Annotated in this window: 23 protein-coding genes; 14 read left to right on the top strand and 9 right to left on the bottom strand. The window is 59.2% G+C overall.

Annotation, left to right across the window (positions count from 1 at the left end):
* Positions 1 to 195 precede the first annotated feature (195 nt).
* Complete coding sequence (locus AC0TNJ_RS08565) at positions 196 to 1,041, bottom strand: IclR family transcriptional regulator (RefSeq protein WP_473770829.1); 846 nt, start codon at positions 1,039 to 1,041, stop codon at positions 196 to 198.
* A 130-nt stretch (positions 1,042 to 1,171) separates the two neighbouring features.
* On the opposite strand from AC0TNJ_RS08565, the gene AC0TNJ_RS08560 reads away from it, so the two are divergent.
* From AC0TNJ_RS08560 to AC0TNJ_RS08550, 3 genes are all read left to right on the top strand, one after another.
* Positions 1,172 to 2,623, top strand: coding sequence for an NAD-dependent succinate-semialdehyde dehydrogenase (locus AC0TNJ_RS08560; protein WP_122000388.1), 1,452 nt, complete (start codon positions 1,172 to 1,174; stop codon positions 2,621 to 2,623).
* Positions 2,624 to 2,756: 133 nt separating this feature from the next.
* A complete protein-coding gene (locus tag AC0TNJ_RS08555) occupies positions 2,757 to 3,347 on the top strand; it encodes a YqaA family protein (protein WP_473770828.1) in 591 nt (196 codons plus the stop codon).
* A 91-nt stretch (positions 3,348 to 3,438) separates the two neighbouring features.
* Complete coding sequence (locus AC0TNJ_RS08550; protein WP_473770827.1) at positions 3,439 to 3,960, top strand: disulfide bond formation protein B; 522 nt, start codon at positions 3,439 to 3,441, stop codon at positions 3,958 to 3,960.
* Between the two features lie 82 nt (positions 3,961 to 4,042).
* Here AC0TNJ_RS08550 and AC0TNJ_RS08545 read toward each other — a convergent pair whose 3' ends face one another.
* Together AC0TNJ_RS08545 and AC0TNJ_RS08540 are read right to left on the bottom strand one after the other, a co-directional pair.
* Positions 4,043 to 4,615: an HNH endonuclease gene (locus AC0TNJ_RS08545; protein ID WP_010661320.1), complete on the bottom strand. Its 573-nt coding sequence runs from the start codon at positions 4,613 to 4,615 to the stop codon at positions 4,043 to 4,045.
* Between the two features lie 258 nt (positions 4,616 to 4,873).
* Positions 4,874 to 5,518 (bottom strand): DNA-3-methyladenine glycosylase family protein, encoded by a 645-nt coding sequence (locus tag AC0TNJ_RS08540; RefSeq protein ID WP_473767399.1) that lies wholly within the window; start codon positions 5,516 to 5,518, stop codon positions 4,874 to 4,876.
* Between the two features lie 74 nt (positions 5,519 to 5,592).
* Here AC0TNJ_RS08540 and gluQRS point away from each other — a divergent pair, with 74 nt between their 5' ends.
* From gluQRS to AC0TNJ_RS08515, 5 genes are all read left to right on the top strand, one after another.
* Positions 5,593 to 6,486 (top strand): tRNA glutamyl-Q(34) synthetase GluQRS, encoded by an 894-nt coding sequence (gene gluQRS, locus AC0TNJ_RS08535; RefSeq protein WP_473770826.1) that lies wholly within the window; start codon positions 5,593 to 5,595, stop codon positions 6,484 to 6,486.
* Between the two features lie 139 nt (positions 6,487 to 6,625).
* The gene (locus AC0TNJ_RS08530; RefSeq protein ID WP_122000383.1) at positions 6,626 to 8,797 is read left to right on the top strand and encodes a malate synthase G; all 2,172 of its coding nucleotides are present in this window, start codon (positions 6,626 to 6,628) and stop codon (positions 8,795 to 8,797) included.
* A gap of 150 nt (positions 8,798 to 8,947) precedes the next feature.
* On the top strand, positions 8,948 to 9,529 hold the full coding sequence (locus tag AC0TNJ_RS08525) for a helix-turn-helix domain-containing protein (RefSeq protein WP_473770825.1): 582 nt from the start codon (positions 8,948 to 8,950) through the stop codon (positions 9,527 to 9,529).
* Between the two features lie 11 nt (positions 9,530 to 9,540).
* A complete protein-coding gene (locus AC0TNJ_RS08520; RefSeq protein WP_473770824.1) occupies positions 9,541 to 10,056 on the top strand; it encodes a GNAT family N-acetyltransferase in 516 nt (171 codons plus the stop codon).
* Positions 10,053 to 10,547 (top strand): GNAT family N-acetyltransferase, encoded by a 495-nt coding sequence (locus AC0TNJ_RS08515; RefSeq protein ID WP_122000381.1) that lies wholly within the window; start codon positions 10,053 to 10,055, stop codon positions 10,545 to 10,547. Before AC0TNJ_RS08520 ends, AC0TNJ_RS08515 begins: the two co-directional genes overlap by 4 nt.
* Positions 10,548 to 10,583: 36 nt before the next feature.
* Here AC0TNJ_RS08515 and AC0TNJ_RS08510 read toward each other — a convergent pair whose 3' ends face one another.
* Positions 10,584 to 11,936, bottom strand: coding sequence for an MFS transporter (locus AC0TNJ_RS08510; protein WP_473767302.1), 1,353 nt, complete (start codon positions 11,934 to 11,936; stop codon positions 10,584 to 10,586).
* Positions 11,937 to 12,179: 243 nt separating this feature from the next.
* On the opposite strand from AC0TNJ_RS08510, the gene mbfA reads away from it, so the two are divergent.
* Positions 12,180 to 13,163 carry an iron exporter MbfA gene (mbfA, locus tag AC0TNJ_RS08505; RefSeq protein WP_122000379.1) on the top strand — a complete coding sequence of 328 codons (984 nt, stop codon included), beginning with the start codon at positions 12,180 to 12,182 and terminating at the stop codon, positions 13,161 to 13,163.
* 21 nt (positions 13,164 to 13,184) lie between these two features.
* Here mbfA and AC0TNJ_RS08500 read toward each other — a convergent pair whose 3' ends face one another.
* The gene (locus AC0TNJ_RS08500; protein WP_473770823.1) at positions 13,185 to 13,997 is read right to left on the bottom strand and encodes a class II glutamine amidotransferase; all 813 of its coding nucleotides are present in this window, start codon (positions 13,995 to 13,997) and stop codon (positions 13,185 to 13,187) included.
* A gap of 14 nt (positions 13,998 to 14,011) precedes the next feature.
* Positions 14,012 to 14,227 (bottom strand): DUF6356 family protein, encoded by a 216-nt coding sequence (locus tag AC0TNJ_RS08495; protein ID WP_122000377.1) that lies wholly within the window; start codon positions 14,225 to 14,227, stop codon positions 14,012 to 14,014.
* A gap of 143 nt (positions 14,228 to 14,370) precedes the next feature.
* Here AC0TNJ_RS08495 and AC0TNJ_RS08490 point away from each other — a divergent pair, with 143 nt between their 5' ends.
* Entirely contained in the window at positions 14,371 to 14,838 is a 468-nt protein-coding gene (locus AC0TNJ_RS08490; RefSeq protein WP_473770842.1) for an Lrp/AsnC family transcriptional regulator, read from the top strand.
* A gap of 14 nt (positions 14,839 to 14,852) precedes the next feature.
* On the opposite strand, the gene AC0TNJ_RS08485 is transcribed toward AC0TNJ_RS08490, so the two are convergent.
* Positions 14,853 to 15,167, bottom strand: coding sequence for a four-helix bundle copper-binding protein (locus AC0TNJ_RS08485; RefSeq protein ID WP_473770822.1), 315 nt, complete (start codon positions 15,165 to 15,167; stop codon positions 14,853 to 14,855).
* A 298-nt stretch (positions 15,168 to 15,465) separates the two neighbouring features.
* Between AC0TNJ_RS08485 and dut the strand changes: the two genes are divergently transcribed.
* Positions 15,466 to 15,939 (top strand): dUTP diphosphatase, encoded by a 474-nt coding sequence (dut, locus tag AC0TNJ_RS08480; protein ID WP_473770821.1) that lies wholly within the window; start codon positions 15,466 to 15,468, stop codon positions 15,937 to 15,939.
* 54 nt (positions 15,940 to 15,993) lie between these two features.
* Here dut and AC0TNJ_RS08475 read toward each other — a convergent pair whose 3' ends face one another.
* On the bottom strand, positions 15,994 to 17,724 hold the full coding sequence (locus AC0TNJ_RS08475; RefSeq protein ID WP_473770820.1) for a pilus assembly protein TadG-related protein: 1,731 nt from the start codon (positions 17,722 to 17,724) through the stop codon (positions 15,994 to 15,996).
* Between the two features lie 20 nt (positions 17,725 to 17,744).
* Positions 17,745 to 18,215 carry a TadE/TadG family type IV pilus assembly protein gene (locus AC0TNJ_RS08470; protein WP_473770841.1) on the bottom strand — a complete coding sequence of 157 codons (471 nt, stop codon included), beginning with the start codon at positions 18,213 to 18,215 and terminating at the stop codon, positions 17,745 to 17,747.
* Positions 18,216 to 18,731: 516 nt separating this feature from the next.
* Between AC0TNJ_RS08470 and AC0TNJ_RS08465 the strand changes: the two genes are divergently transcribed.
* The 3 genes from AC0TNJ_RS08465 to AC0TNJ_RS08455 are packed head-to-tail and all read left to right on the top strand — an operon-like array spanning position 18,732 to position 22,747.
* A complete protein-coding gene (locus AC0TNJ_RS08465) occupies positions 18,732 to 19,979 on the top strand; it encodes an efflux RND transporter periplasmic adaptor subunit (protein ID WP_473770840.1) in 1,248 nt (415 codons plus the stop codon).
* Positions 19,979 to 21,949: a MacB family efflux pump subunit gene (locus AC0TNJ_RS08460; protein WP_473770819.1), complete on the top strand. Its 1,971-nt coding sequence runs from the start codon at positions 19,979 to 19,981 to the stop codon at positions 21,947 to 21,949. Before AC0TNJ_RS08465 ends, AC0TNJ_RS08460 begins: the two co-directional genes overlap by 1 nt.
* A gap of 27 nt (positions 21,950 to 21,976) precedes the next feature.
* Complete coding sequence (locus tag AC0TNJ_RS08455) at positions 21,977 to 22,747, top strand: phosphodiester glycosidase family protein (protein ID WP_473770818.1); 771 nt, start codon at positions 21,977 to 21,979, stop codon at positions 22,745 to 22,747.
* Positions 22,748 to 22,757: the final 10 nt, after the last annotated feature.

Raw genomic sequence — 22,757 nt, 5'->3', positions numbered from 1 at the left:
CCCAACTCTTTCAACCAACTCCAAGGACGCATCAGCCTGCCGCTTGCGGCGCCGCCGCCCTCGTTGTGGCGCCATATAGACCCCACCAAGCAAAACTGTCAACGACCAATCATAACTTTTTTCAAAATTTCTTTCCACAGGTACTAAATCAAAAGGACCGTTCAGCGGCCCTATATATAAATGTCGCTCCCGGCCTCACGCAGAGAGCCATCCCATGCGGTCCGCGACATCATTGGCAAGTGCCCGCACGCGCCTTCCCATGTCTTCTATAATGTCGGGGCGAGCCTCCGCCGCCATCATCGACAGGGCAATACCGGCGGTGGGATGAAACGGTCGGTCGCAGATCGCAGCGCCTATGCAGAACATGCCTTCGCGCAACTGGCCATTATCCAGTGAATAGCCTCTTGCCTTCACTTCTGCCATCTCCGCTTCCAGAACCTTGAATGAAGGCGCGCTGGCCGGGGTGATCAGTTCCGGCCATTCAGACGGCAGATGACGGGCCAGTTCCTGCGGCGACATCGCGGCCAGCATGGCCTTGCCGGTCGCGGTAAAGACAGCCGGAACCCGCATGCCGATGCGAAATGTGATTCCGAGCGGCGCCGTCGAGTTGCGGCAGGAAAGATAAATGACATCCGGACCTTCCAGATGCGAAAGCGTCAATGTGTGCGCGCCTAGCCCATCGGCCTCCACCACCGCCTCATGAAACGCATCGACAATGTCGCTGCCTGCCATGAACACATTGGCCCAGCGCACCGATTGCGATCCCATGGTGAAGCTTCCGTCGCTGTTGAGCTTTAAAAGCTTGAGATGCACCAACGTCTGGCAAAGTCCGTGCACACTGCTTTTCGGCAAGCCGGTCCGGCGCGCAAGATCGGAAAGCTTGAGTCCGTCCCCAGTCCCCTTGCCCGCAATCCCCTTGCCCCCAGTCCCCTTGCCGCCTTCCTGCGCGCATTTCGCGATCTGATCGAGAATTTGCGCCGCGCGCATGACTGCCGGAACCAGTTTCTGGGAACTCTCTTCGTCGCTCGCCGTTTTCGTCATAGCTTTCACCTGATCGACCGCCTGATTAACCGTTTGACTTTGGATGTTGCGGCCTGTTTAATTCGAAATATCGTAAGCTGTTCAATATACTGAACAAGCTTTCTCTGCAAGACCGGGATGGAAAACCACTATGCTCGCTTTGAAAGACCCTTCGCTGCTCAAATCGCAATGCCTTGTTGATGGGCGCTGGATAGACGCCACGGACGGCGCCAAGATCGACGTGACCAACCCGGCAGACGGTTCGGTCATCGGCACGGTTCCCTCCCTTTCTGTCGCGACCATCAAGGAAGCCATCGACGCCTCCGCCAAGGCTTTTCCGGCATGGGCCGCCAAGACCGCCAAGGAGCGCGCGGCTACCTTGCGCAAATGGTTCGATCTCATCGTTGCCAATGCCGACGACATTGCTCTTATCATGACATCCGAACAGGGCAAGCCGCTTGCTGAGGCGCGCGGCGAGGTTCTCTATGCGGCATCCTTCATCGAGTGGTTCGCCGAAGAAGCAAAGCGCGTCTATGGCGACACCATTCCTGCCCCGCAGGCCGGGCAGCGCCTGACCGTCATCCGCCAGCCGGTTGGCGTGACGGCAGCAATCACGCCATGGAACTTCCCGGCTGCGATGATCACCCGCAAGGCTGCACCTGCCCTCGCCGCCGGTTGCACCATGATCGTCCGCCCCGCAGACCTCACGCCGCTGACGGCGCTGGCGCTCGGTGTTCTCGCTGAAAAGGCCGGCATCCCGGCAGGCGTCCTGCAGATCGTAACCGGCAAGGCGCGCGAAATCGGCGCCGAGCTGACGAGCAATGAAACGGTGCGCAAGCTCTCCTTCACCGGTTCGACGGAAGTTGGCCGCCTGCTGATGGCGCAGTGTGCCCCGACCATCAAGCGCATTTCACTGGAACTGGGCGGCAATGCGCCGTTCATCGTCTTTGATGATGCCGATCTCGATGCCGCCGTTGATGGCGCCATGATTTCCAAATACCGCAATGCGGGCCAGACCTGCGTCTGCGCCAACCGCATCTATGTGCAGCGCGGGATTTACGACAAATTTGCCGAAAAGCTCGCGGCCAAGGTCAAGGAGCTCAAGGTCGGCAATGGCACCGAACCGGGCGTCGTCATCGGCCCGATGATCGAGCCGAAAGCCATTACCAAGGTCAAGGCGCATATTGACGATGCCGTTTCCAAGGGTGCGAAGCTCATCACCGGCGGCAAGGAACTGGGCGGCCTGTTCTTTGAACCCGGCGTGCTGACGGGCGTAACCACCGACATGATCGTGGCCAGGGAAGAAACTTTTGGCCCGCTGGCTCCGCTCTTTGCCTTCGATACGGAAGAAGAAGTCATTGCCATGGCCAATGACACGATCTTCGGTCTGGCCGCTTATTTCTATACGGAGAATTTCAGCCGCGCGATTCGTGTCAGCGAAGGGCTGGAATACGGCATGGTCGGGCACAATACCGGCCTCATTTCCAACGAAGTCGCGCCGTTTGGCGGCGTGAAACAGTCGGGCCTTGGCCGTGAGGGTTCGAAATACGGCATCGAGGAATATCTCGAAACCAAATACATTTGCAGCGCCTACAAGCGCTAGCAAACACTGCTTTCCATACCGTTCCCCCGAAAGCAGTATCAAAGAAGATGGCGCGCATTGTTCGCGCCATCTTTTTTATCTATAGACGGTGCGATCACTAATATGGCTTCGGCCAAGGAATTCCGGAAAATATATGCTGCGCCGCCTTTACGACTGGACGATTTCGCTTGCCGCAAGAAAATCCGCCGAATGGTGGCTTGCCATCATCGCCTTTGTGGAAAGCTCGGTCTTTCTTGTTCCCGCCGATGTCCTGTTCCTGCCCATGGCGCTTGCCCGCCCGGAGCGCGCCTGGCGCTATGCCTTCATCGCAACGGTTGCCTCCGTCCTCGGCGGCATTGCGGGCTGGTATCTCGGCTATCATGCCTATGAGCAGATCGCCAAGCCGGTACTCGAAATGTACGGCAAGCTTGACTCGTTCGAGCATTTGCGCGGCACAACCAGCGCCGACGCCATCCTCCTGATGCTGATCACCTCCGGCCTGGCGCATCTGCCGCCGATCAAGGTGGTGACAATCCTGTCAGGTGCGGCCGGGATCGATATCTGGCTCTTTATCGCATCCGCAATCGTTGCCCGCGGCGCGCGTTTCTATTTTCTGGCCTGGCTGCTGCGCCGTTATGGCGAGCCGATCCGCGATTTCATCGAAAAGCGCCTCGGCCTGATTGCAAGTCTCGTCGCTGTGGTCTTGATCGCGCTTTTCTTTGCTGTGAAATATCTTCATGCCTGAGCGGTTCGCCCAATCCCGGTCAAAATAAATTGCTTGGAGACAAGCTGGCAGTTTGCCTTAAGAATAAGAGAGCCTTTGCAAGGAAACCCATATGGCGTTTGCACTCAATAATCCGGTCGGCAAGGTACAGGCATGGACCGCAGGCATAATGACCATCGGCCTTGCCGCGACTGTCGGCACGGCGCTGGGTTTCGAACATCTGGCTGGCTTCATGCCCTGCAAGCTCTGCCTCGAACAGCGCACGCCTTACTATATCGGCGTCCCGGTTCTGGCGGCGGCGTGGGTCTCCTACGGCCTGAAATGGCCACCGATCCTGACGCGCGGCCTGATCCTGATCGGCGCGCTACTGATGACCTTTGGGCTGGCGCTCGCCATCTACCACACCGGCGTTGAACTGAAATACTGGCCGGGGCCGATTGATTGCAGCGCGGCGACGATGAAGGTCACGCTCGATGCGGGCAATCTCCTGAACGAGCTCAACACGCATCCGCCTGCATGCGACAGCGCACCCGGGCACTTCCTCGGCCTGTCCTTTGCCGGATGGAACGTCGTGGCAAGCCTGCTCTTTGCAGCCATCGGCTACTACGGCGCTTTTGCGAAAAGTGGGAAGTAAGAGCGGAAAACTGTAGGGGCTGTTTCTTCTTTTATCGCATGTTGTTATCGCAAAACCGCTGCGCGCTTTTGCGCAACATGCTTTACGGCTCCAGTTCGACATCCCAATAGAGAAAATCGAGCCAGCTATCGTGCAGATGGTTGGGCGGGAAAAGGCGGCCATTATTGTGCAGGTCCTGCACGGTCGGCATGGCCGGCTTCTGGCGCGGCCACATATGCGCGACGGCAGGCATCATGCCGCCCTTGCGCAGATTGCATGGTGAACAAGCGGCGACCACATTTTCCCACGTCGTCTCGCCGCCATGGCAACGCGGGGTAACGTGATCGAAGGTCAGGTCATGCGGCGAGCCGCAATACTGGCACTCGAAACGATCACGCAGGAAGACATTGAAGCGCGTGAACGCGGGGTAGCGCGGCGGCTTCACATAATCCTTCAGGCAGATGACGCTCGGAACGCGCATGGAAAACGATGGCGAGGATACGATGTGATCGTATTCCGCCACGATATTCACGCGTTCGAGAAACACCGCCTTGATCGCATCCTGCCAGGACCAGAGCGACAGGGGATAATAGCTGAGCGGGCGGTAATCCGCGTTCAGCACCAGCGCGGGCAAGCCACTGGTCGAGACGGTTCTGGGCGAGACGGCAACAGTCAAGGGCGCACCTCCTTCAGAGCAACTCCGAAAAAGGGCGAAATGGCTCTCCATGCGGAATTGCGCTTTTCATCGAAGCGCCGCGCGTCCATTCTGGGCGCAACAACGACGCTCCAATCTCGTGAGGACGGGACTGCAATCAGCAGAAAATCAAGCTTCTGCGAATCGAAATTCCATCATCAGCCGATGCGGATAATGTAAGCCCGACGTGACAGGATTGTGAAGCGGAAACGCAATTGTGATTCGGGAAACACGCAACATTTACAGAAGCGGCGCCGCCTCGCGTCCCTTGATGGCCGCATAATAGGCCCAGAACAGCCGCGCCGCCACGCCGCGCCATGGCGCCCAGTCTTCCGCCAGCTTGCGAAGGGCAACGGCATCGGGCCGGATTTCATGGGCGAAGGCATGGCCAACAGCCGTCTGCAAGGCCACATCGCCCGCCGGAAACACATCCGGATGACCGGCAGCAAACAGAAGATAGACCTCCGCCGTCCACGGGCCGATTCCCTTGATCGCCGTAAGCCGGGCAATCGCCTCCCCGGCAGGAAGATCGCAAAGCCCGTGCAGGTCGAGGCCATCTTGGGCAAGCGCTTGCGCGACCGCCAGAAGCGTTCTCTGCTTGGGCCGCGAGAGACCGGCAAAACGCCAGGCCTCCTCCCCGCCCGCAATATAGGCTTCCGGCGTCAGCGGATCGATGGCCTGTTTCAGCCGCGCCCAGATTGCGGCAGCGCTGGCTGTCGAAACCTGCTGCGCGACAATGATGGAGGCCAGACTTTCAAATCCGGGTTCGGACCGGCGCAGCGGCACCGCATGGGAGCGGCTGCGAATATCGGCGAGCCGCGTATCAGCAAGGATCAAAGCCTCCAGCCCCGCCTCAATATCGCTCAATGTATCGATCCGCCGCATCCCTTGGCCTTTCATTCTCTTGGCGCACAACGTACCAATGGAATCAGATGACATTCAACTGACAACAAGCTGCCATGACCGTACCTGTGTTCCGCTTCGCTCCCAGCCCCAATGGCCAGTTGCATCTCGGCCATGCCTATTCCGCGCTTTTGAATGCGGATATGGCCAAACAAAGCGGCGGCCGCTTCCTGCTGCGCATGGAAGACATCGACACGGCGCGCTGCACGCCTGCACTGGAACAGGGCATTTATGACGACCTGCGCTGGCTTGGCCTCACATGGGAGACCCCTGTGCGCCGCCAGTCGGAACATTTCGGCGAATATCGCAACGCCCTCACCAAACTTGCCGACAAGGGGCTTGTCTATCCGGCCTTCCTCAGCCGGGGTGAGGTGCGCGAGCGTATCGGCGAAGCCTTCGCCAAGGGGGATGACTGGCCGTCCGACCCGGATGGCACACCGCTTTATCCGCAGGGCGAACGCGATCTGACCGAAAAGGAACAGATGGAGCGCATCGCCTCGGGCGTGCCCTATGCCTGGCGGCTCAATATGGACAAGGCGCTTGCCACCGCTGGCGAGCCGCTTTTCTGGAGCGAAAGCGGCGCAGGCCCGGATAGCGAGAGCCTGAATCAAAAAACGCCAGGGCGCATTGCCGCCGACCCCGCCCGCTGGGGCGACGTGGTGATTGCGCGCAAGGACACGCCAACCAGCTATCACCTTTCCGTGGTGGTGGACGACGCATTGCAAGGCATTACCCATGTCGTGCGCGGGCGCGATCTGTTTCACGCGACCTCTGTGCACCGGCTCCTGCAGAAACTGCTCAACCTGCCGGAACCGCTCTACCATCATCATGATCTGGTGCTGGGCGACGACGGGTTGAAACTGTCGAAAAGCCGCCAGGATACGGCGCTCGCATCCTTGCGCGAACAGGGCGTTTCGCCCGCCGATATCCGGGCCAGACTGTCGTTATAAGCACTATTTTCGCCGCAGCGTCACAGATGATGTGCCCGCGCACTGATTGACGGGAGCACGGCAAAAGGGTTGAAAGACCGCATGGAGCCGCATTGAAAAATGCGGCAATGTATTCGTTTATTCTGAAGGAGGCCAAGCAATGAGCAATTACGTCGAGATCGAAGGTCTGCGTGTTGCCCCTGAACTCGTGGAGTTTCTGGCCAGGGAAGCCGCGCCCGGTACCGGCGTGGAGCCGGAAAAGTTCTGGAAGGGCCTCGCCGCCATCATCCGCGATCTGGCACCGAAGAACCGCGCCCTCCTTGCCAAGCGCGACGACCTGCAAGCGAAGATCGATGCCTGGTACAAGCAGAACCGCGACAAGGGCTACAGCCAGGCCGATTACCAGCAGTTCCTGAAGGATATCGGCTATCTCCTGCCGGAAGGCGGAGAGTTTTCGGTTTCCACCACCAATGTCGACCCGGAAATCACCCATATTGCCGGTCCGCAGCTCGTCGTTCCGGTCATGAACGCCCGCTATGCACTCAATGCCGCCAATGCGCGCTGGGGTTCGCTCTACGATGCGCTCTACGGCACCGATGCCATTTCGGAAGCCGACGGCGCGGAAAAGGGCAAGGGCTACAATCCGAAGCGCGGCGAGAAGGTCATTGCCTGGGCAAAGAACTTCCTCGACGAAAGCGCGCCGCTCGCGGCTGGCAAATGGGCCAATGTCGCCGGTCTCGCCGTCAAGGACGGCAAGCTTGAAATCAGGCTGACCGACGGATCGGCAACCGCATTGAAGGATGAAAGCCAGTTCAAGGGTTATAATGGCGATGCCGCCGCCCCGACGAATGTGCTTCTCGCCAAGAACAATATGCATGTCGACATCGTCGTCAATGCGGATCACCCGATCGGCAAGACCGATCCGGCGCACATCGCCGATGTGGTTCTGGAATCGGCTGTCAGCACGATCCAGGATTGCGAGGATTCCATTGCCGCCGTCGATGCCGAAGACAAGGTTGCCGTCTATCGCAACTGGCTCGGCCTGATGAACGGCAAGCTGGAAGATACGTTCGAGAAGAACGGCAAGCAGATGACGCGCCGCCTCAACGGCGATCGCACCTACAAGGCTGCCGACGGTTCCGATCTGACGCTCAAGGGCCGTTCGCTCATGCTGGTGCGCAATGTCGGCCACCTGATGACCAACCCGGCCATTCTCGATGCCGAAGGCAATGAAGTGCCGGAAGGCATCATGGATGCGGCCTTCACCAGCCTGATCGCGCTGCACGACATCGGCCCCAATGGCCGCCACATGAATTCGCGCGAAGGCTCCGTCTATATCGTCAAGCCGAAGATGCACGGTCCGGAAGAAGTGGCTTTCGCCAACGAGCTTTTCACCCGCACGGAAGAAATGCTCGGCATGAAGCCCAACACCCTCAAGATGGGTGTGATGGATGAAGAACGCCGCACGACCGTCAATCTCAAGGAAGCAATCCGCGCCGCCAAGGATCGCGTGGTCTTCATCAATACCGGCTTCCTCGACCGCACCGGCGACGAAATCCACACCTCCATGGAAGCCGGTCCGATGATTCGCAAGGGCGACATGAAGCAGGCCGCATGGATCGGCGCTTACGAGCAGTGGAACGTCGATATCGGTCTGGAATGCGGCCTTTCCGGCCATGCGCAGATCGGCAAGGGCATGTGGGCCATGCCTGACATGATGGCCGCGATGCTGGAACAGAAGATCGCGCATCCGAAGGCTGGCGCCAACACCGCCTGGGTGCCGTCGCCGACCGCCGCCACGTTGCATGCGACCCACTATCACCAGATCGACGTTGCCGCCGTTCAGGAAAAGCTGAAGAGCCGCCCGCGCGCCAAGCTTGACGATATCCTGTCTGTGCCGGTTGCCGTGCGCCCGAACTGGACGCCGGAAGACATCCAGAAGGAAATCGACAACAACGCGCAGGGCATTCTGGGCTATGTCGTGCGCTGGGTCGATCAGGGCGTCGGCTGCTCCAAGGTGCCGGACATCAACAATGTCGGCCTGATGGAAGATCGCGCAACGCTGCGCATCTCGGCGCAGCACATCGCAAACTGGCTCTATCACGGCGTTGTCACGGAAGCGCAAGTGATGGAAACCATGAAGCGCATGGCTGCTGTCGTCGACAAGCAGAACGAAGGCGACCCGCTTTATCGCCCGATGGCTGCCGACTTCGACAAGTCGATTGCGTTTCAGGCGGCCTGCGACCTGGTCTTCAAGGGCCGCGAACAGCCGAACGGCTATACTGAGCCGGTCCTGCATCGCCGCCGCCTGGAGCTGAAGGCGCAAGGCTGATCGGTTTGGAGCGCAAAGGACGGGGGAAGAGGCCGCGGCCAAAGCTTCAGACTTTATTGTGCAGAGAGATTGATTGCGGCGGGAGAAATCCCGCCGTTTTCGTTTCCGAAATCGCTTGACTCCATTATAATAGATATTATTTCTAACATAATGGAAAATGCAATCGAGCAGCTCGACAACGCCATTGGCGAAAACCTGCGCCGCCTGCGTCTGGCGCAAGGCATGACGCTGGATGCCCTGGGCGATGCGTCCGGGGTCAGCCGCGCCATGATCTCGCGGATCGAACGCGGCGAGACAAGTCCGACCGCCCAGCTTCTGGCGCGCATTTGCGCTGCCCTTGGCACATCGCTTTCAGCCTTTTTCAGCGATGCGGAAGCGCCCCCCTCGCCACTGCTTGTCCGCGACCGCCAGCCAATTTGGCGCGATCCCGACACCGGCTATGTGCGCCGGTCAGTTTCTCCGCCCGGCACCGGTTCAAATGTCGATCTGATCGAGATCGAGTTTCCGGCAGGCGCCAAAGTGGCTTTCGCGCCGCAGACTACCAATGCCGGTATCACCCAGCATATGTGGCTGTTTGCTGGTGAGATGGAAATGACTGTCGGTGACACGCAATACAACCTCCGTCCCGGCGACTGCCTCTATATGCCCGTCATGGCGGGCATCACCTTTCACAATCCCGGCTCGACCCCTGCGCGCTACGCCATTGTGCTCGAACGCCGCGGCGCTCTCTGAAAGACAGACCGATGATCCACGTTCTTGATGCCGAAGAAGCAAGGCGCGCCATTTCCGCGCTCGCCGAAATCCTGGCCGACTGCGTCATGGGTGGCGCATCGGTCGGCTTTATGGCGCCGTGCGAACCGCAGGATTTCACCCCTTACTGGATCCGCATTGCTCATGAAATCGAGAGCGGCGACACGCTGCTCCTCGTTGCCGAACATGACGGCGAAATCGTCGGAACGGTACAGCTTGGTCTCGCGCAAATGCCCAATCAGCCGCATCGCGCCGACCTGAAGAAACTGCTCATCCACCGCAAGGCGCGCGGCCTCGGCCTCGCGCGCAAGCTGATGGATGCGGCGGAAACGCAGGCCCGCATGCATGGCAAAACGCTGATCTGCCTTGATACCGCCACCGGAAGTCCCGCCGAAGCGATCTATACGCATTTCGGGTGGCAACGTGTCGGCACCATTCCCAATTATGCGCTCTTTCCCGATGGCAGCCCCTGCGCCACCACGCTCTTTTACAAAGGCCTCTCGCAATGACCCTCCTCATCCGCCACGCGACGGAAGCCGATCTTCCTGCCCTGCTCGCCATTTATAATGACGCGGTGGAGAACACGCTTGCCATCTGGAACGAAACGCTCGTCGATTTGGAGAACCGCCGCCAGTGGCTGAAAGCCCGAAACCGCGACGGCTTTCCGGTGCTGGTTGCCGAGCGTGACGGCGCTGTACAGGGATATGCGAGCTATGGCCCCTTCCGCCCGTTCGAGGGGTTCCGCCATTCCTCCGAGCTTTCGATCTATGTGGCGAGCGATGCGCGCGGCGGCGGCATCGGGCGCGCCCTTCTGGCCGAGCTGGTGGAGGAAGCACGCGAACGCCAGGTACATGTGCTGATTGCCGGCATCGAAGCTGGCAATGCTGCCTCCATCGCGCTGCATCAATCGCAGGGTTTTGAGGATTGCGGCACCTTGAAGCAAGTCGGCCAGAAATTCGGGCGCTGGCTCGATCTCACCTTCATGCAGAAGATTCTCTGATCGATATGAGAAGAGCCGCTTTCGCGGCCATTTTCATCAGTTTGCCTGTGGAACCGCGGTTCCGGTCGGTAGTGCCGTCAGGCCGATCTCGCCTTCGAGCTGGTCGCTGCGGGCCATCAGGTAAAGGCCAAGCCCGCAGGTCAGCGCGGCGATGAATACCAGATACCACGCATGGGCCATCGGATTGACCGCCAGAAACGAGGTCACGATCACCGGCGTCAGCCCGCCAAAAACCGCGTAGGAAACATTGTAGGAAAACGACAGGCCTGAGAAGCGCACCGGGGCCGGAAAAGCGCGTACCATCACGTAAGGCACCGCGCCGACCATGCCGACCGAAAGCCCCATCACCGCATAAAGCGTGAAGAGGATGGGCAAGGAAACCGCCGCATAAGTGTAGAACACGAAGGTCGCAACACCGAAGAAAATGCCGGCAACGGCAAAGAAGCGACCGCTGCCGATGCGGTCCACGATGGCGCCTGCGGCAACCGTGCCGAACATCAGGAACAGCGTTCCGAAGCTTGTCGCGGCAAGCGATTGCAGCGGCGTGTAGCCGTAGAGCTTCTGCAGGAAGGTCGCCGTCATCAGCGTGGTGACGACGATGCCTGCCGACAATATCCATGTCAACAGCACGGAAATGACGACGCCGTGCATGTGGTTGCGCAGCACCGTGCCGAGCGGCAGCTTGTCCTTCAGCAGATGGCTGTTCTTCATTTCGGTGAAGATCGGCGTCTCCGCCAGCCAGCGGCGCAGATAAACGGCGAGCAGGCCAAATATGCCGCCGATGAAGAACGGAATGCGCCACGCATAGGCAGACAATTCTTCCGGCGTGAAAATCCAGTTGATGGCAGTCGCGATCAGCGAGCCGATCATGATGCCGAGTGTCAGGCCCGAGCAAAGAAAGCCGCACGCCATGCCGACCCGGTTGGCCGGAACGTGTTCGGCCACAAAGGTCCACGCGCCCGGAACCTCGCCGCCAATGGCAGCCCCCTGCAACATGCGGAAGACAATCAGCAGGATCGGCGCGCCGACACCCAGCGTCGCATAGGTCGGCAGGCAGGCCATGGCCAGCGTCGAGATGGACATAAGAAAGACGGAGAAGGCGAAGACCCGCTTGCGCCCGAACTTGTCGCCGAAATGCGCCAGCACGATGCCGCCCACCGGACGCACCAGATAGCCCGCCGCAAAGATGCCGAAAGTCTGGATCGTCACCAGCCAGTCCGGCATATCCGGCGGGAAAAACAGATGGCCGATGACGCTCGCAAAGAACACGAAGATGATGAAATCATAAAACTCCAGCGCGCCGCCAAGGGCCGACAGGCCGAGCGTGCGGAAATCCTGCCGGTTGAGCGGACGCGGACTATTATTTGCGTGGAGATTCGTCGATGCCATCGATCCGATTCTTTCTATCGCATCGGCCGCAAATCATCGTCGATTTTCGGAAAGCGCGATGCGTGGTTTAGATGTTCAGAGCGCCCTTGCGTCCAGCCGGGGGCACGGCGCTCCAGTCGTTTGTCTGCGTTCCCCAATCTTTTGGGGTGCGTTTTAATGCGCCAAATGCGCCAGTTCTGCAAGACTTGACTTCCGGGCGCCAAAGCATATCTTAGAATTATTCTAAACTAATGGATTTGATAAATGTTGAGCCGATTCTTCCGCAACGACCGCCGCCCATTCGATTCGCTTTCCGAACAGGAAATCCTGGCCCTTGCCATATCCTCCGAGGAGGATGACGCGCGCATCTATCTCGCCTACGCCGATGGCCTGCGCGATGAATTCCCGCAATCGGCGAAAATCTTCGAGCAGATGGCGGCGGAAGAACACGGCCACCGCGATGCGCTGATCGAACGGCACAAGGCCCGCTTCGGCGACCGGATTCCGCTGATCCGCCGCGAGCATGTCAGCGGTTATTACGACCGCAAGCCGGACTGGCTGGTGCGTCCGCTTGGCATCGACAAGGTGCGCGAAGCCGCATCGGAAATGGAAGAACAGGCCTATCGGTTCTATATCGAGGCCGCAAAGCGCGTCAGCGATGCCGACACGCGCAAGCTGTTGGGCGATCTTGCCCAGCAGGAAAAGCAGCACGAAGCGAAAGCCGAATCGCTGGAAAATACGCTGACCCCGAACCACGTGCAGGATGAGGAACGCGCGCTGGAGCGCAAGCAATTCATCCTCACCTATGTCCAGCCCGGCCTTGCCGGCCTGATGGACGGCTCTGTCTCAACGCTTGCCCCGATCTTCGCCGCCGCCTTCGCGACACAGGATACATGGCAGACCTTTCTGGTCGGCCTGTCCGCCTCGGTCGGCGCCGGTATCTCGATGGGTTTCACCGAAGCAATCCACGATGACGGCAAGCTGTCGGGCCGCGGATCGCCGGTCAAGCGCGGCCTGTCCTGCGGCATCATGACGACGCTGGGCGGTCTCGGCCACACCCTGCCCTATCTGATCCAGGATTTCTGGACTGCAACCAGCATCGCCGCGATCCTGGTCTTCTTCGAACTCTGGGCCATCGCCTTCATCCAGAACCGTTATATGGAAACCCCGTTTTTCCGTTCGGTGCTACAGGTGGTGCTTGGCGGCGGGCTGGTTCTGGCGGCAGGCATATTGATCGGCAGCGCCTGACACCGCTTCGCTTTTTCAAATTCACGCCCGCACGACAGCTTCCTGCGGGCGCGATACCGGTTCCTCGAAAGTCTCGATCGCGATGCGTCCCCGCCGCGAGACGGTGACGAAACTGTTGGCAGGGACAGCCATCCAGTTGGCCGATTCGCCGTCCAGCGGCTCCGACACCACGCATATGCCCGAGGACCCGCCCAGCGTCGCCGTATAAAGCGTCGGCGCGAAGGCATCGGTCGCATAGCGGATGGCGTAAAGCTGGTCTCCGTCGGAGAAGGCGGCCGTCAGCCGCAGAAATGGCGGCACGCCGGCGCAAACCGCTTCCTCGACAACCGTTGCCACCATGCGCTTCATCGCCAGAACCGGATCACTGTCGAGACCAAATTCCAGCAGCAGCAGAAAAATCAGTTCCGAATCGGTTGCGCCGTGTTTCTGGCCGTAGATCGCATCGCTCAAATGGCTTTCCAGCCTGCGGCGCAGCCGGTCGAAATGACCGATCTGGCCGTTATGCATGAAGCTCCAGCGACCGGAAACGAAGGGATGGCAGTTGGAACGGCTGGTAAGCCCGCCGGTGGAAGCGCGCACATGCGCGAGAAAAAGGCGCGAGCGTATCTGGCGCGCCAGACTGCGGAGGTTCTGGTCCGACCATGCGGGAAGTATGTCCCGATAGAGGCCCGGCTCATCGCGATGCCCATACCAGGCAACGCCGAACCCGTCGCCATTGGTGCGCGTTTTGGCTTCATGCGCATCGTGGCTTTGCGCCACGAGCGAATGGCAGGGAGACGATATGATGTCTTCCAGATAGGTTTCAGGTCCGAGATAGGCGGCCCAACGACACATTTTTGATCCGGTTTTTACCGGCCCCGGTTATGCGTCCGCTCATAAAGCTGGCGAACGATCGTGCTCGCCGTCTTCTCGAATAAAAATGGCAAAATTGCATGGATCAGCGCGGCAAGCGCCGCTCCAAGCAATTTTGCCGAAAAACGTGATGCAAAAAGCATATGCTCAAAATAGGTTTCATCGACCGAAGAAGGATGGTCGGTGAAGAGGCGGGTAATACGTGTCGTCATCAAAAAACTCCCATATTGAGCAAATCGTTCCCGTTTATCGGACGCAGAAGCATCTTTCTGAAAAATCATTTTAACAAAACCCGCGGAGATGAAATCTCAAATTATCCTTGCATTCAGCTCAATGTTGGGACAATCATCCCATGATGAGCGCAAATATGGATGATATGGACCGGAAAATTCTTGCCGAGCTGCAAAGTGACGGCACCCTGTCGGTCGATTCCCTTTCCGAAAAGGTCAATCTCTCGCGCAACGCCTGCTGGCGACGCGTGAAGCGCATGGAAGACGAAGGGATCATCAAGGGCCGCGTCGCCCTGGTCGACGCGGAACTTGCCGGATGCGGCCTTTCCGTCTTCATCCTCGTGCGCACGTCGAGCCACGATCCCGACTGGCTTGGCAAGTTTCGCAGCGCCATGGCGCGCTTTCCGGAAATCGTCGGCGTTTATCGCATGACCGGCGATTTGGATTATGTGCTGAAAGCCCGCGTTTCGGACGTCAAGGCCTATGACCGCCTTTACCAGCGGCTGATTGCCAGCGTACCGCTCTCGGACGTTTCGGCCTCTTTCGTCATGGAGGAGATCAAGGAAACGACCGCCGTGCCGCTGAAGGAATAGCGGCGCGCGCGAGATTAATGGCCAGCCATTTCGTGGCACAGCGCCGCACACTGCTCGCATGCTTCCACGCATTTTTCCATGCCGCCGATCTCCCGGCAGGATTGGGCGCAGGCTTCGCAAATCTTCGCGCATGCCCCGCAGCTTTCCCGATGAAGGGGCGTGTTCAGCAGCATTATGTGCGCTGCCGTCCGGCAGCTTTCGACGCAAGCCAGCATGATACGGTAATGTTTCGGCTCGACATGCGCCCCGCCTTCTTCAAGGCAGTGGCTGGAGGCCGTGTCGAGGCAAATACGATAGCAATCGAGACAGGCGTCGATACATCTGATCATTTCCGGGCTCGGCATTTTTCAAATCCTTATCCTTGGACACAAGGTCCAACAGACGAAGAATGGATTTGTTCCATCAGCCGCTTTTCATCCCCCACGCACTATTCCCGGTGCAAATTGCATGACCCTGTGCCGTACTATCATTGCAAAACGCCAAATAGGCGGTACACCTTTCTTTGGTTTTCACGTATGAGCGTCGCCAGTTTGAGCGCATCCGGAAAAGTGTAAACGTTTTCCAGACAGATGCGCGAGGAAACAATGTCTCTCGCAGGCCAACTGAACTCGCAGGAAAGGCTCCCTCATGACCGCAGCATCCTCTTCCGCGCCAACGCTCGGCATCATCCGCCTCGAACATGCCAAGGGCCTTGAACTACCGGCCTATGAGACGTCCGGCTCAGCGGGTATGGACTTGCGTGCAGCCGTTGCCGAAGACCGCCAGATTGTTCTCCTGCCGGGACGCCGCACACTGGTGCCGACCGGATTGATCTTCGAGATTCCGGCAGGCTTCGAGGTGCAGATTCGCCCGCGCTCCGGCCTTGCCTTCAAGAACGGCATCACCTGCCTCAATACGCCCGGCACCATCGATTCCGACTATCGTGGCGAGGTAAAGGTGCTGCTCATCAATCTCGGCGACGACGATTTCCGCATCGAACGCGGCATGCGCATTGCACAGGCCGTCTTCGCGCCGGTCGTCCAGCCGAAGATTGAAGAGCGCGCGGAAGTGACCGATACGGCGCGCGGCGCCGGCGGCTTCGGTTCGACCGGCACGGCATAGGCCCCATACCGCAATAAAAAGCCCGGTTCGCCGGGCTTTTTATTGCGGTTTTTCTCACTGTGTAAGGACGGCGCGCTGGCAGAGAACGCCAGTGACCTGAACGTCGGCTTGTCCAATCTTGACGCCGAGCAGATCCAGCACTCCGAAAAGCAAGCCATCCACCGTCGGGCCCAAAGGGGTGAGCAATGTGCCCAAAAGCTGGGTCAATCCACTCAGGGGTAGAGGCAAGGGCAAGAATCCGAGCAGGACAACCTCAAGATCGAGCCCCTTTACCAGCCCGACAAAAAGCGATCCGGCAAGTTGGTTGGTCCCCACGGTTTTGATCCGTTTGGCGGCAATATCGGCAGGCGTGAAGGTCACAATTTCCTGCTTGGGGTTGCCGAGCGGCAATTCGACACGACCGCGAAGCTCGGCAATGTCTGCGACCAGCAATTTCACTGTAGCGATCGCTGTCTTCCTGACAACCGGCGTTTTGCTGAAATTCTTCATCAGATCTATATCGGTATCGCCAAGATAAACACCGGCCAGGCCCGGTTTGACGGCGAGTTTCACCGTGGCACTTCCAGGGCCCTGCGGACAGCTTATGCTTTTCAGTTCAGCCTCGCCGCTCGCCACGTCGATGAAGATCGGCACGTGGACATTGGCCAGATAGGAAACAAGCCCGTCATTGCCGACCTCAAGCGTCAAAAGCAGGCGTATCTGCGCGGTGCGCACCAAGGTACCTGCTCCGCCCACGGTAAAGAACGGGGTCTTTTGCGCGGGCTCTCCAACTGCGACATCCAGTTTGAATGCCAGCACTCCCGGCAGTTTCAGCCCAGGGCCAAGTTGAAGTTGATGATCGCCTCCCAGCATCGCCGCCGCTGAAATCAATTGCAGGACATTGGCCGTGATGTTGTAATTACTGGCCGATCCAAGCGATGCATCGGCGATCGACCCAAGCCCGAGCAATTTTCCAACCGGCAGTTTCGCAGCAAGGGCCGCCGCATCCTTGCCCAGAATACCGAGTGCTGCCTTGGCTGTCGGATTGTTCGTCACCACCTCGGCCAGCACAGTCGCCAGCATGCCGACTGAAACATCCGTATTCAACAACTGCTCATAGGTACCAGCCGTCAGCCCTACTTTCGGAGCAAGTTTGTCCAGAAAGCCGAGCAGGTTGATATCGGTCGCAGCCAGGGCATTGTAGTCAACAAGCTTCAGGTTGAGAGAGGTTCCCAGAAGCCCACCCAGAAGGCCATTCAGCACGCTCTGGTCGGTGTTCAGGCTCAACAATCTCGAACCGATCGAAAATGCCGCTTCCGCTTTCGTCGCGGCCATGCCGGTTGCGCCGAGCGCAGGCCGGTCGATGAAGGACTGGCCGAAATAGAGATTGCCGGGGCGCGCCAGCCGGACGCGAACCGCATCCGGGTTTGCACCGCCCGCCACGAAACGGTTTTCGACCGCGCGGTTCTTGTCGGGGAAATAGTTGCCCTTCTCTACCCATACCCGCGTTTTGTCGTCGGTCTTTCCGTCGACAACGGACGGGTCGTAGCTGCCGCTCATCAGCACCGGATCGACGCCATTTGCCCGCAATTGCCGCAGCACCGCATCATCGGCCTGCGAAAGAGAGGAAGCACCGGCGACGGCCGCAAGATCGGCCATGTTCTGCAACTGGCGCCGCTCCAGAAACAGCGAACTCGTGTCCACGCAAAATGCCGCCACCGCCAGGAACAGCGGAGAGACCAGCGCCGCCATCGTCGCCAGATTGCCGCCCCGCGCCCGCAGGAAACGCGATACATAACCCCGCATGACTTATCCCCCGCCCCGTCTCAGATTCCGCCGAGCCTGATTGTCGATGCCCTTGTGATGGTCGTGTCGGGAAGCGGCAGGCCCGTCATCAGGTTCCAGATCGGCAGGTTCTCCGCATTATATTGGATCGTCACGGTAAACTGGTTCGGGTCGGACTGGGCATTGTCGACATTCACCTGCATCTTTTCAGGATCGATCAGCGAATATTTCGCCGCGTTTTTCTGGATATAGCTGGTCGCCAGCGCAAGCCGCTCCGGCGGATCGATGCCTGCCAACGCCGTCCGTGTTGCGTCAGCCGCAAGCTGCTGCACGGCGTTCGCCACGCCCAGATAAATGCCGAACGCAATCATGCCCATCAGGATCAGAAGAAAAACCGGCGCCAATATTGCGAACTCGACCGCCGCAGTACCGCTTTTATTTCGATTTAAAAACAACAAGAATGGTATTCTTCGAAACCTGTTCGTTACGAATGAAAACCTTTTTCGCCCCATAATAAGGTAAGCCATTTGCCCTCCCGTCCAAGAGCATCGAAACCTTATTCCCATGCCATTTCCAAGCAACATGCATCATGCATGCGCCAACCACCCGCCTTTGCGGACAGATCACGTTCCGGATTATTATTTCTACTTTTAGATTGTGCTTTTCCGGCCTTATTTAACCGATAGATAATTTAAGAACACTTAATTTGACTAATAATTGGGCTGCATCCGTCAAAATTGAAAAGAATAACCGCAAGTTGTATCTTGATGTCAGCTTTTCTCCACTGCATCGCCTGCGTCCGGTGAATTGGCAATGGCGCTGGCGAACCTCCAGCCATTGCGCCGACGGCAATTATTGCATGACAAATAATTAAGATGAAATCCTGAGCCGGGAAGCATAGATATCCGGATGCACTGTGCCATCCGAGCGCGCGCTGTCCCGCTTTGGTTGCATGGGGCAAAAATTATGCGGGACACAGTGATGAATCTCCGATGAGCGGCGGTTCTGAAAGTTTTGAGGGTTTGACGGTGCTTACATCTTCCGATTCGTCCAAAACCGGGCAGCGCAAGGCACCGTCGCCGAAGAGCGCGCGCCGCTGGTGGCTCTGGCTTGCGCTGGCGGCAATCGCTGCGGGCGCGGGCTGGTATTTTTACGGCTCGGGCGAAGCTGGCGGCCAGAAGACGAACTATCTCGCCGAAACGGTCACGCGCGGCGACATCGAAAACGCCATTACCGCCGTCGGCACGCTCAGCGCGCTGCGCAGCATCAATGTCGGCGCGCAGGTTTCCGGCCAGCTTAAAAGCGTGAAGGTCGAGGTGGGCGATCAGGTCAAGCAGGGCCAGTTGATCGCGGAAATCGACCCGTCGCCTTTCGAGAAGAAAGTGGAAATCGCCAGCGCCCAGCTCGACAATCTCAAGGCGCAGCTTTTGAGCAAACAGGCGCAGCTCACGCTCAAGAAAGCCAATGCGGCGCGCCAGCGCTCGCTTCTGGCCACGCGCGGCGTGTCGCAAGCCACCGTCGATCAGGCCGATGCCGATCTTGCCATGGCCGAGGCCGACGTGAAGGCACTTGGCGCGCAGATCCGCCAGCAGGAAGCCCAGCTTGCCAGCGACAAGGTCGATCTCGGCTACACCAAGATTTACAGCCCCATGGAAGGCACGGTCGTCGACCAGGCCGCCAAGGAAGGCGAAACGCTGAATGCCGTGCAGAGCGCGCCGACCATCGTTACCGTGGCCGACCTCAAGGTGATGACCGTGGAAGCGCAGGTTTCGGAAGCTGATATCGGCAGGCTCAAGCCTGGCATGCCGGTCTATTTCACCCTGCTCGGCCAGCCGGAAAAACGCTTTACCGGCACGCTGCGCCAGATCAAGCCGACGCCCGCGACCGAGAACAATGTCGTTCTCTATTATGCCCTGTTCGACGTTCCGAACCCGACCGGCGAACTGATGATCAATATGAGCACGCAGGTCTATTTCATTCTCGACGAGGCAAAGGACGTGCTGATCGTCCCCTCCTCGGCGCTGAACTACAAGCGTGCTGACCAGAACCAGAATGGCCAGAACCAGAAAGCCAAGCCACAGATTTCGGTCAAGGTCGTGAGCGACAGTGGCGCGGTCACCGAACGTCAAGTCGAAATCGGCGTGCGCAATCGCGTGCAGACCGAGATCAAAAGCGGCCTTGAGGAAGGCGACAAGGTCATCGTCACCAGCGCTTCCAGCGGTGCCGAAGCCGCCGCAGGGCAGCGCGGCCGCAGGCCCGGCATGCGCCTGTTCTGATGAGCCGCCCCATGACCGACAATCTCAAGTCCGGCACGCCGCTCATAAGACTGGATGATATCCGCAAGACCTACCACAATGGCGATCTCGCCGTTGAGGTGCTGCACGGCATCACGCTCGACATTCAGGCTGGCGAATTCGTCGCGATCATGGGCGCGTCCGGCTCCGGCAAATCAACGCTGATGAACATTCTGGGCTGTCTCGACAGTCCGAGCGGCGGGCAATATCTGCTCGATGGCGAGGATGTGTCGACACTGGATGCCGATGCGCTTGCCGCATTGCGCCGCCGCACTTTCGGCTTCGTCTTCCAGAGCTACAACCTCATCTCGACCTCGACAGCACAGGAAAACGTCGAGGTTCCGGCGATCTATGCGGGCCTGCCCGCATCCGAACGCCATGCGCGCGCCGCCGAACTGCTCAACCAGCTGAAACTCGGCGACCGCCTCGACCATCGCCCGAACCAGCTTTCCGGCGGCCAGCAGCAGCGCGTTTCCATCGCCCGCGCTCTCATGAATGGCGGGCGCATCATCCTTGCGGATGAGCCGACCGGCGCGCTCGACAGCCAGAGCGGCGAAGACGTGATGGAACTGCTGCGCTCCATGCACCAGCAGGGTCATACGGTCATCGTCATCACCCATGCCCGCGAAGTGGCCGAACGCGCCGACCGGCTGATCGAAATCCGCGACGGGCAGATTCTTTCCGACACGGTCAAGCGCGCCATCCCCGATACGCAGGCTCCCTTCCGACTGCAGGAGAGCCTTGAAGGCAACTCCGCCCGCATCGCCGATGTTTCGGAAGCGGTGAAGATGGCGATGCGCGCGCTGAAGGCCAACATCTTCCGCACCATCCTCACCCTGCTCGGCATCATCATCGGCGTCAGTTCCGTGGTGACGATGCTCGCCATCGGCACCGGCGCGCAGAATTCCATTCTCGACCGTATCAATGCCATGGGCACCGATCTCATTCTGGTTCGCCCCTCCATGGCTGGTTTCCGTGGAACAGGCTCGATAGCGACACTGGTCCCCGAGGATGCTACCGCAATTCTGGAACTGCCGAACATCAAGACCGCCGTCCCGGAAGTCACCGGCACGGTGACGCTGCGGCGCGGCAATGTCGATTACCAGTCGCAGGCAAATGGCACTGTTCCCGCCTTTTCCGAAGCCAAATCGTGGAAGGTGGCGACCGGCGATTTCATCAGCCAGAGCGATATCAACAATTATGCGCCCGTTGCCGTGCTCGGCAAAACCGTCGTCAACACCTTGTTCCCAGACGGCGGCAATCCCATCGGCCAATATATCCTGATCCAGAAAATTCCGTTTCAGGTGATCGGAACCTTGGAGCCGAAGGGCGCCGGCTTTGGCGGCGCGGATCAGGACGATGTGGTGGTCGTGCCGCTTTCGACCGGCAATCTGCGGCTGTTCGGCCAGAAATATGTGCGCACCATCACCGTGCAGGTGAAGGATTCCGATCTCATCAACACGACGCAGGAACAAATTCAGGACCTGCTCGACCAGCGCCACAAGAAGCGCGACACGATGATAACCAACATGTCCTCCATCCGCGAGGACGCGACGGCGATGGGCAACACGATGACCCTGTTTCTGGGGTCCGTGGCGGCGATCTCGCTTCTGGTCGGCGGCATCGGCGTCATGAACATCATGCTGGTGAGCGTGACCGAGCGCACCCGCGAGATTGGCGTGCGGATGGCAACCGGCGCAAGGCGGCGCGATATCCTGCTTCAATTCATCACCGAGGCGCTGACCGTCTCGGCCATTGGCGGCGCATTTGGTGTCGTGATCGGGCTCGGCGCTGCGGCCATCGCGGGCTGGGCCGGTCTTTCGGTCGGCTATAGCGTCGGGCCGGTCCTGCTGGCCTTCGCCTGCGCTTTCGCCACCGGCCTGATCTTCGGCTTCCTGCCGGCGCGCAAGGCTTCCCGCCTGCTCCCGGCTGTGGCACTGTCGTCCGAATAGCAAACACTGTCGGGAGGCTGCACAGCGATGATTCTCTTCAAGAGACACCTGTCCGCAGCTGCCCTGATATTTGCTGCAACGCTCGCCCTGGCACAATCTGCCCGGGCTGAAGCATGCAACAGCCAAACCTTTGAAAACACGAACTATATCATCTGCGAGGCAAAGGCGGATGGCTTGCACCTGTTCTGGAAGAATGCGGATGGCGAGCCCTATCGCAATTTTTCAAAACTGGCCGATGCTGCCGCAAGCCGGGGCAAAAATCTGGTTTTCGCGCTCAATGCCGGAATGTATCAGCCTGATTTTTCGCCGATGGGCCTCTACATAGAAGATGGCCGTGAGCTTCGCCCGGCAAGCAAGGCCACACCGCCGCGTAGCTCCGGCCCTGTGCCGAACTTCTACAAGAAGCCGAACGGCATCTTCTATCTCGACGAAAAGGGCGCTGGAATCCTGCCGGCGGACCGTTTCGTGAAACAGCGGATGAAGCCGCGTCTGGCAACCCAGTCCGGGCCGATGCTGGTCATCGGCAATCGGATCAATCCGATTTTTATTCTTGGCTCAACGGACAAGACCCGACGCAGCGGCGTCGGCGTTTGCGGTGGCGGCGCGATCCGCTTCGCGGTCAGCGAGGATGCGGTCAACTTCCACGACTTTGCAAAACTGTTTCGAGACCATCTTCAATGCCCGAACGCGCTGTTTCTGGATGGCGGCGGCGGCGCAGGCATTTTCGTCCCGGCGCTGGAGCGGAACAATATATCCTGGCATGGCGGCTATGGCCCGATGTTCGGGTTTGTGGAGTAATCGCTGACAA

The organism is Ochrobactrum sp. PL_is483, from assembly GCF_055816855.1.
The sequence above is the reverse complement of the archived record's forward strand: the minus strand, read 5'-3'. Positions and strand labels throughout refer to the sequence as shown.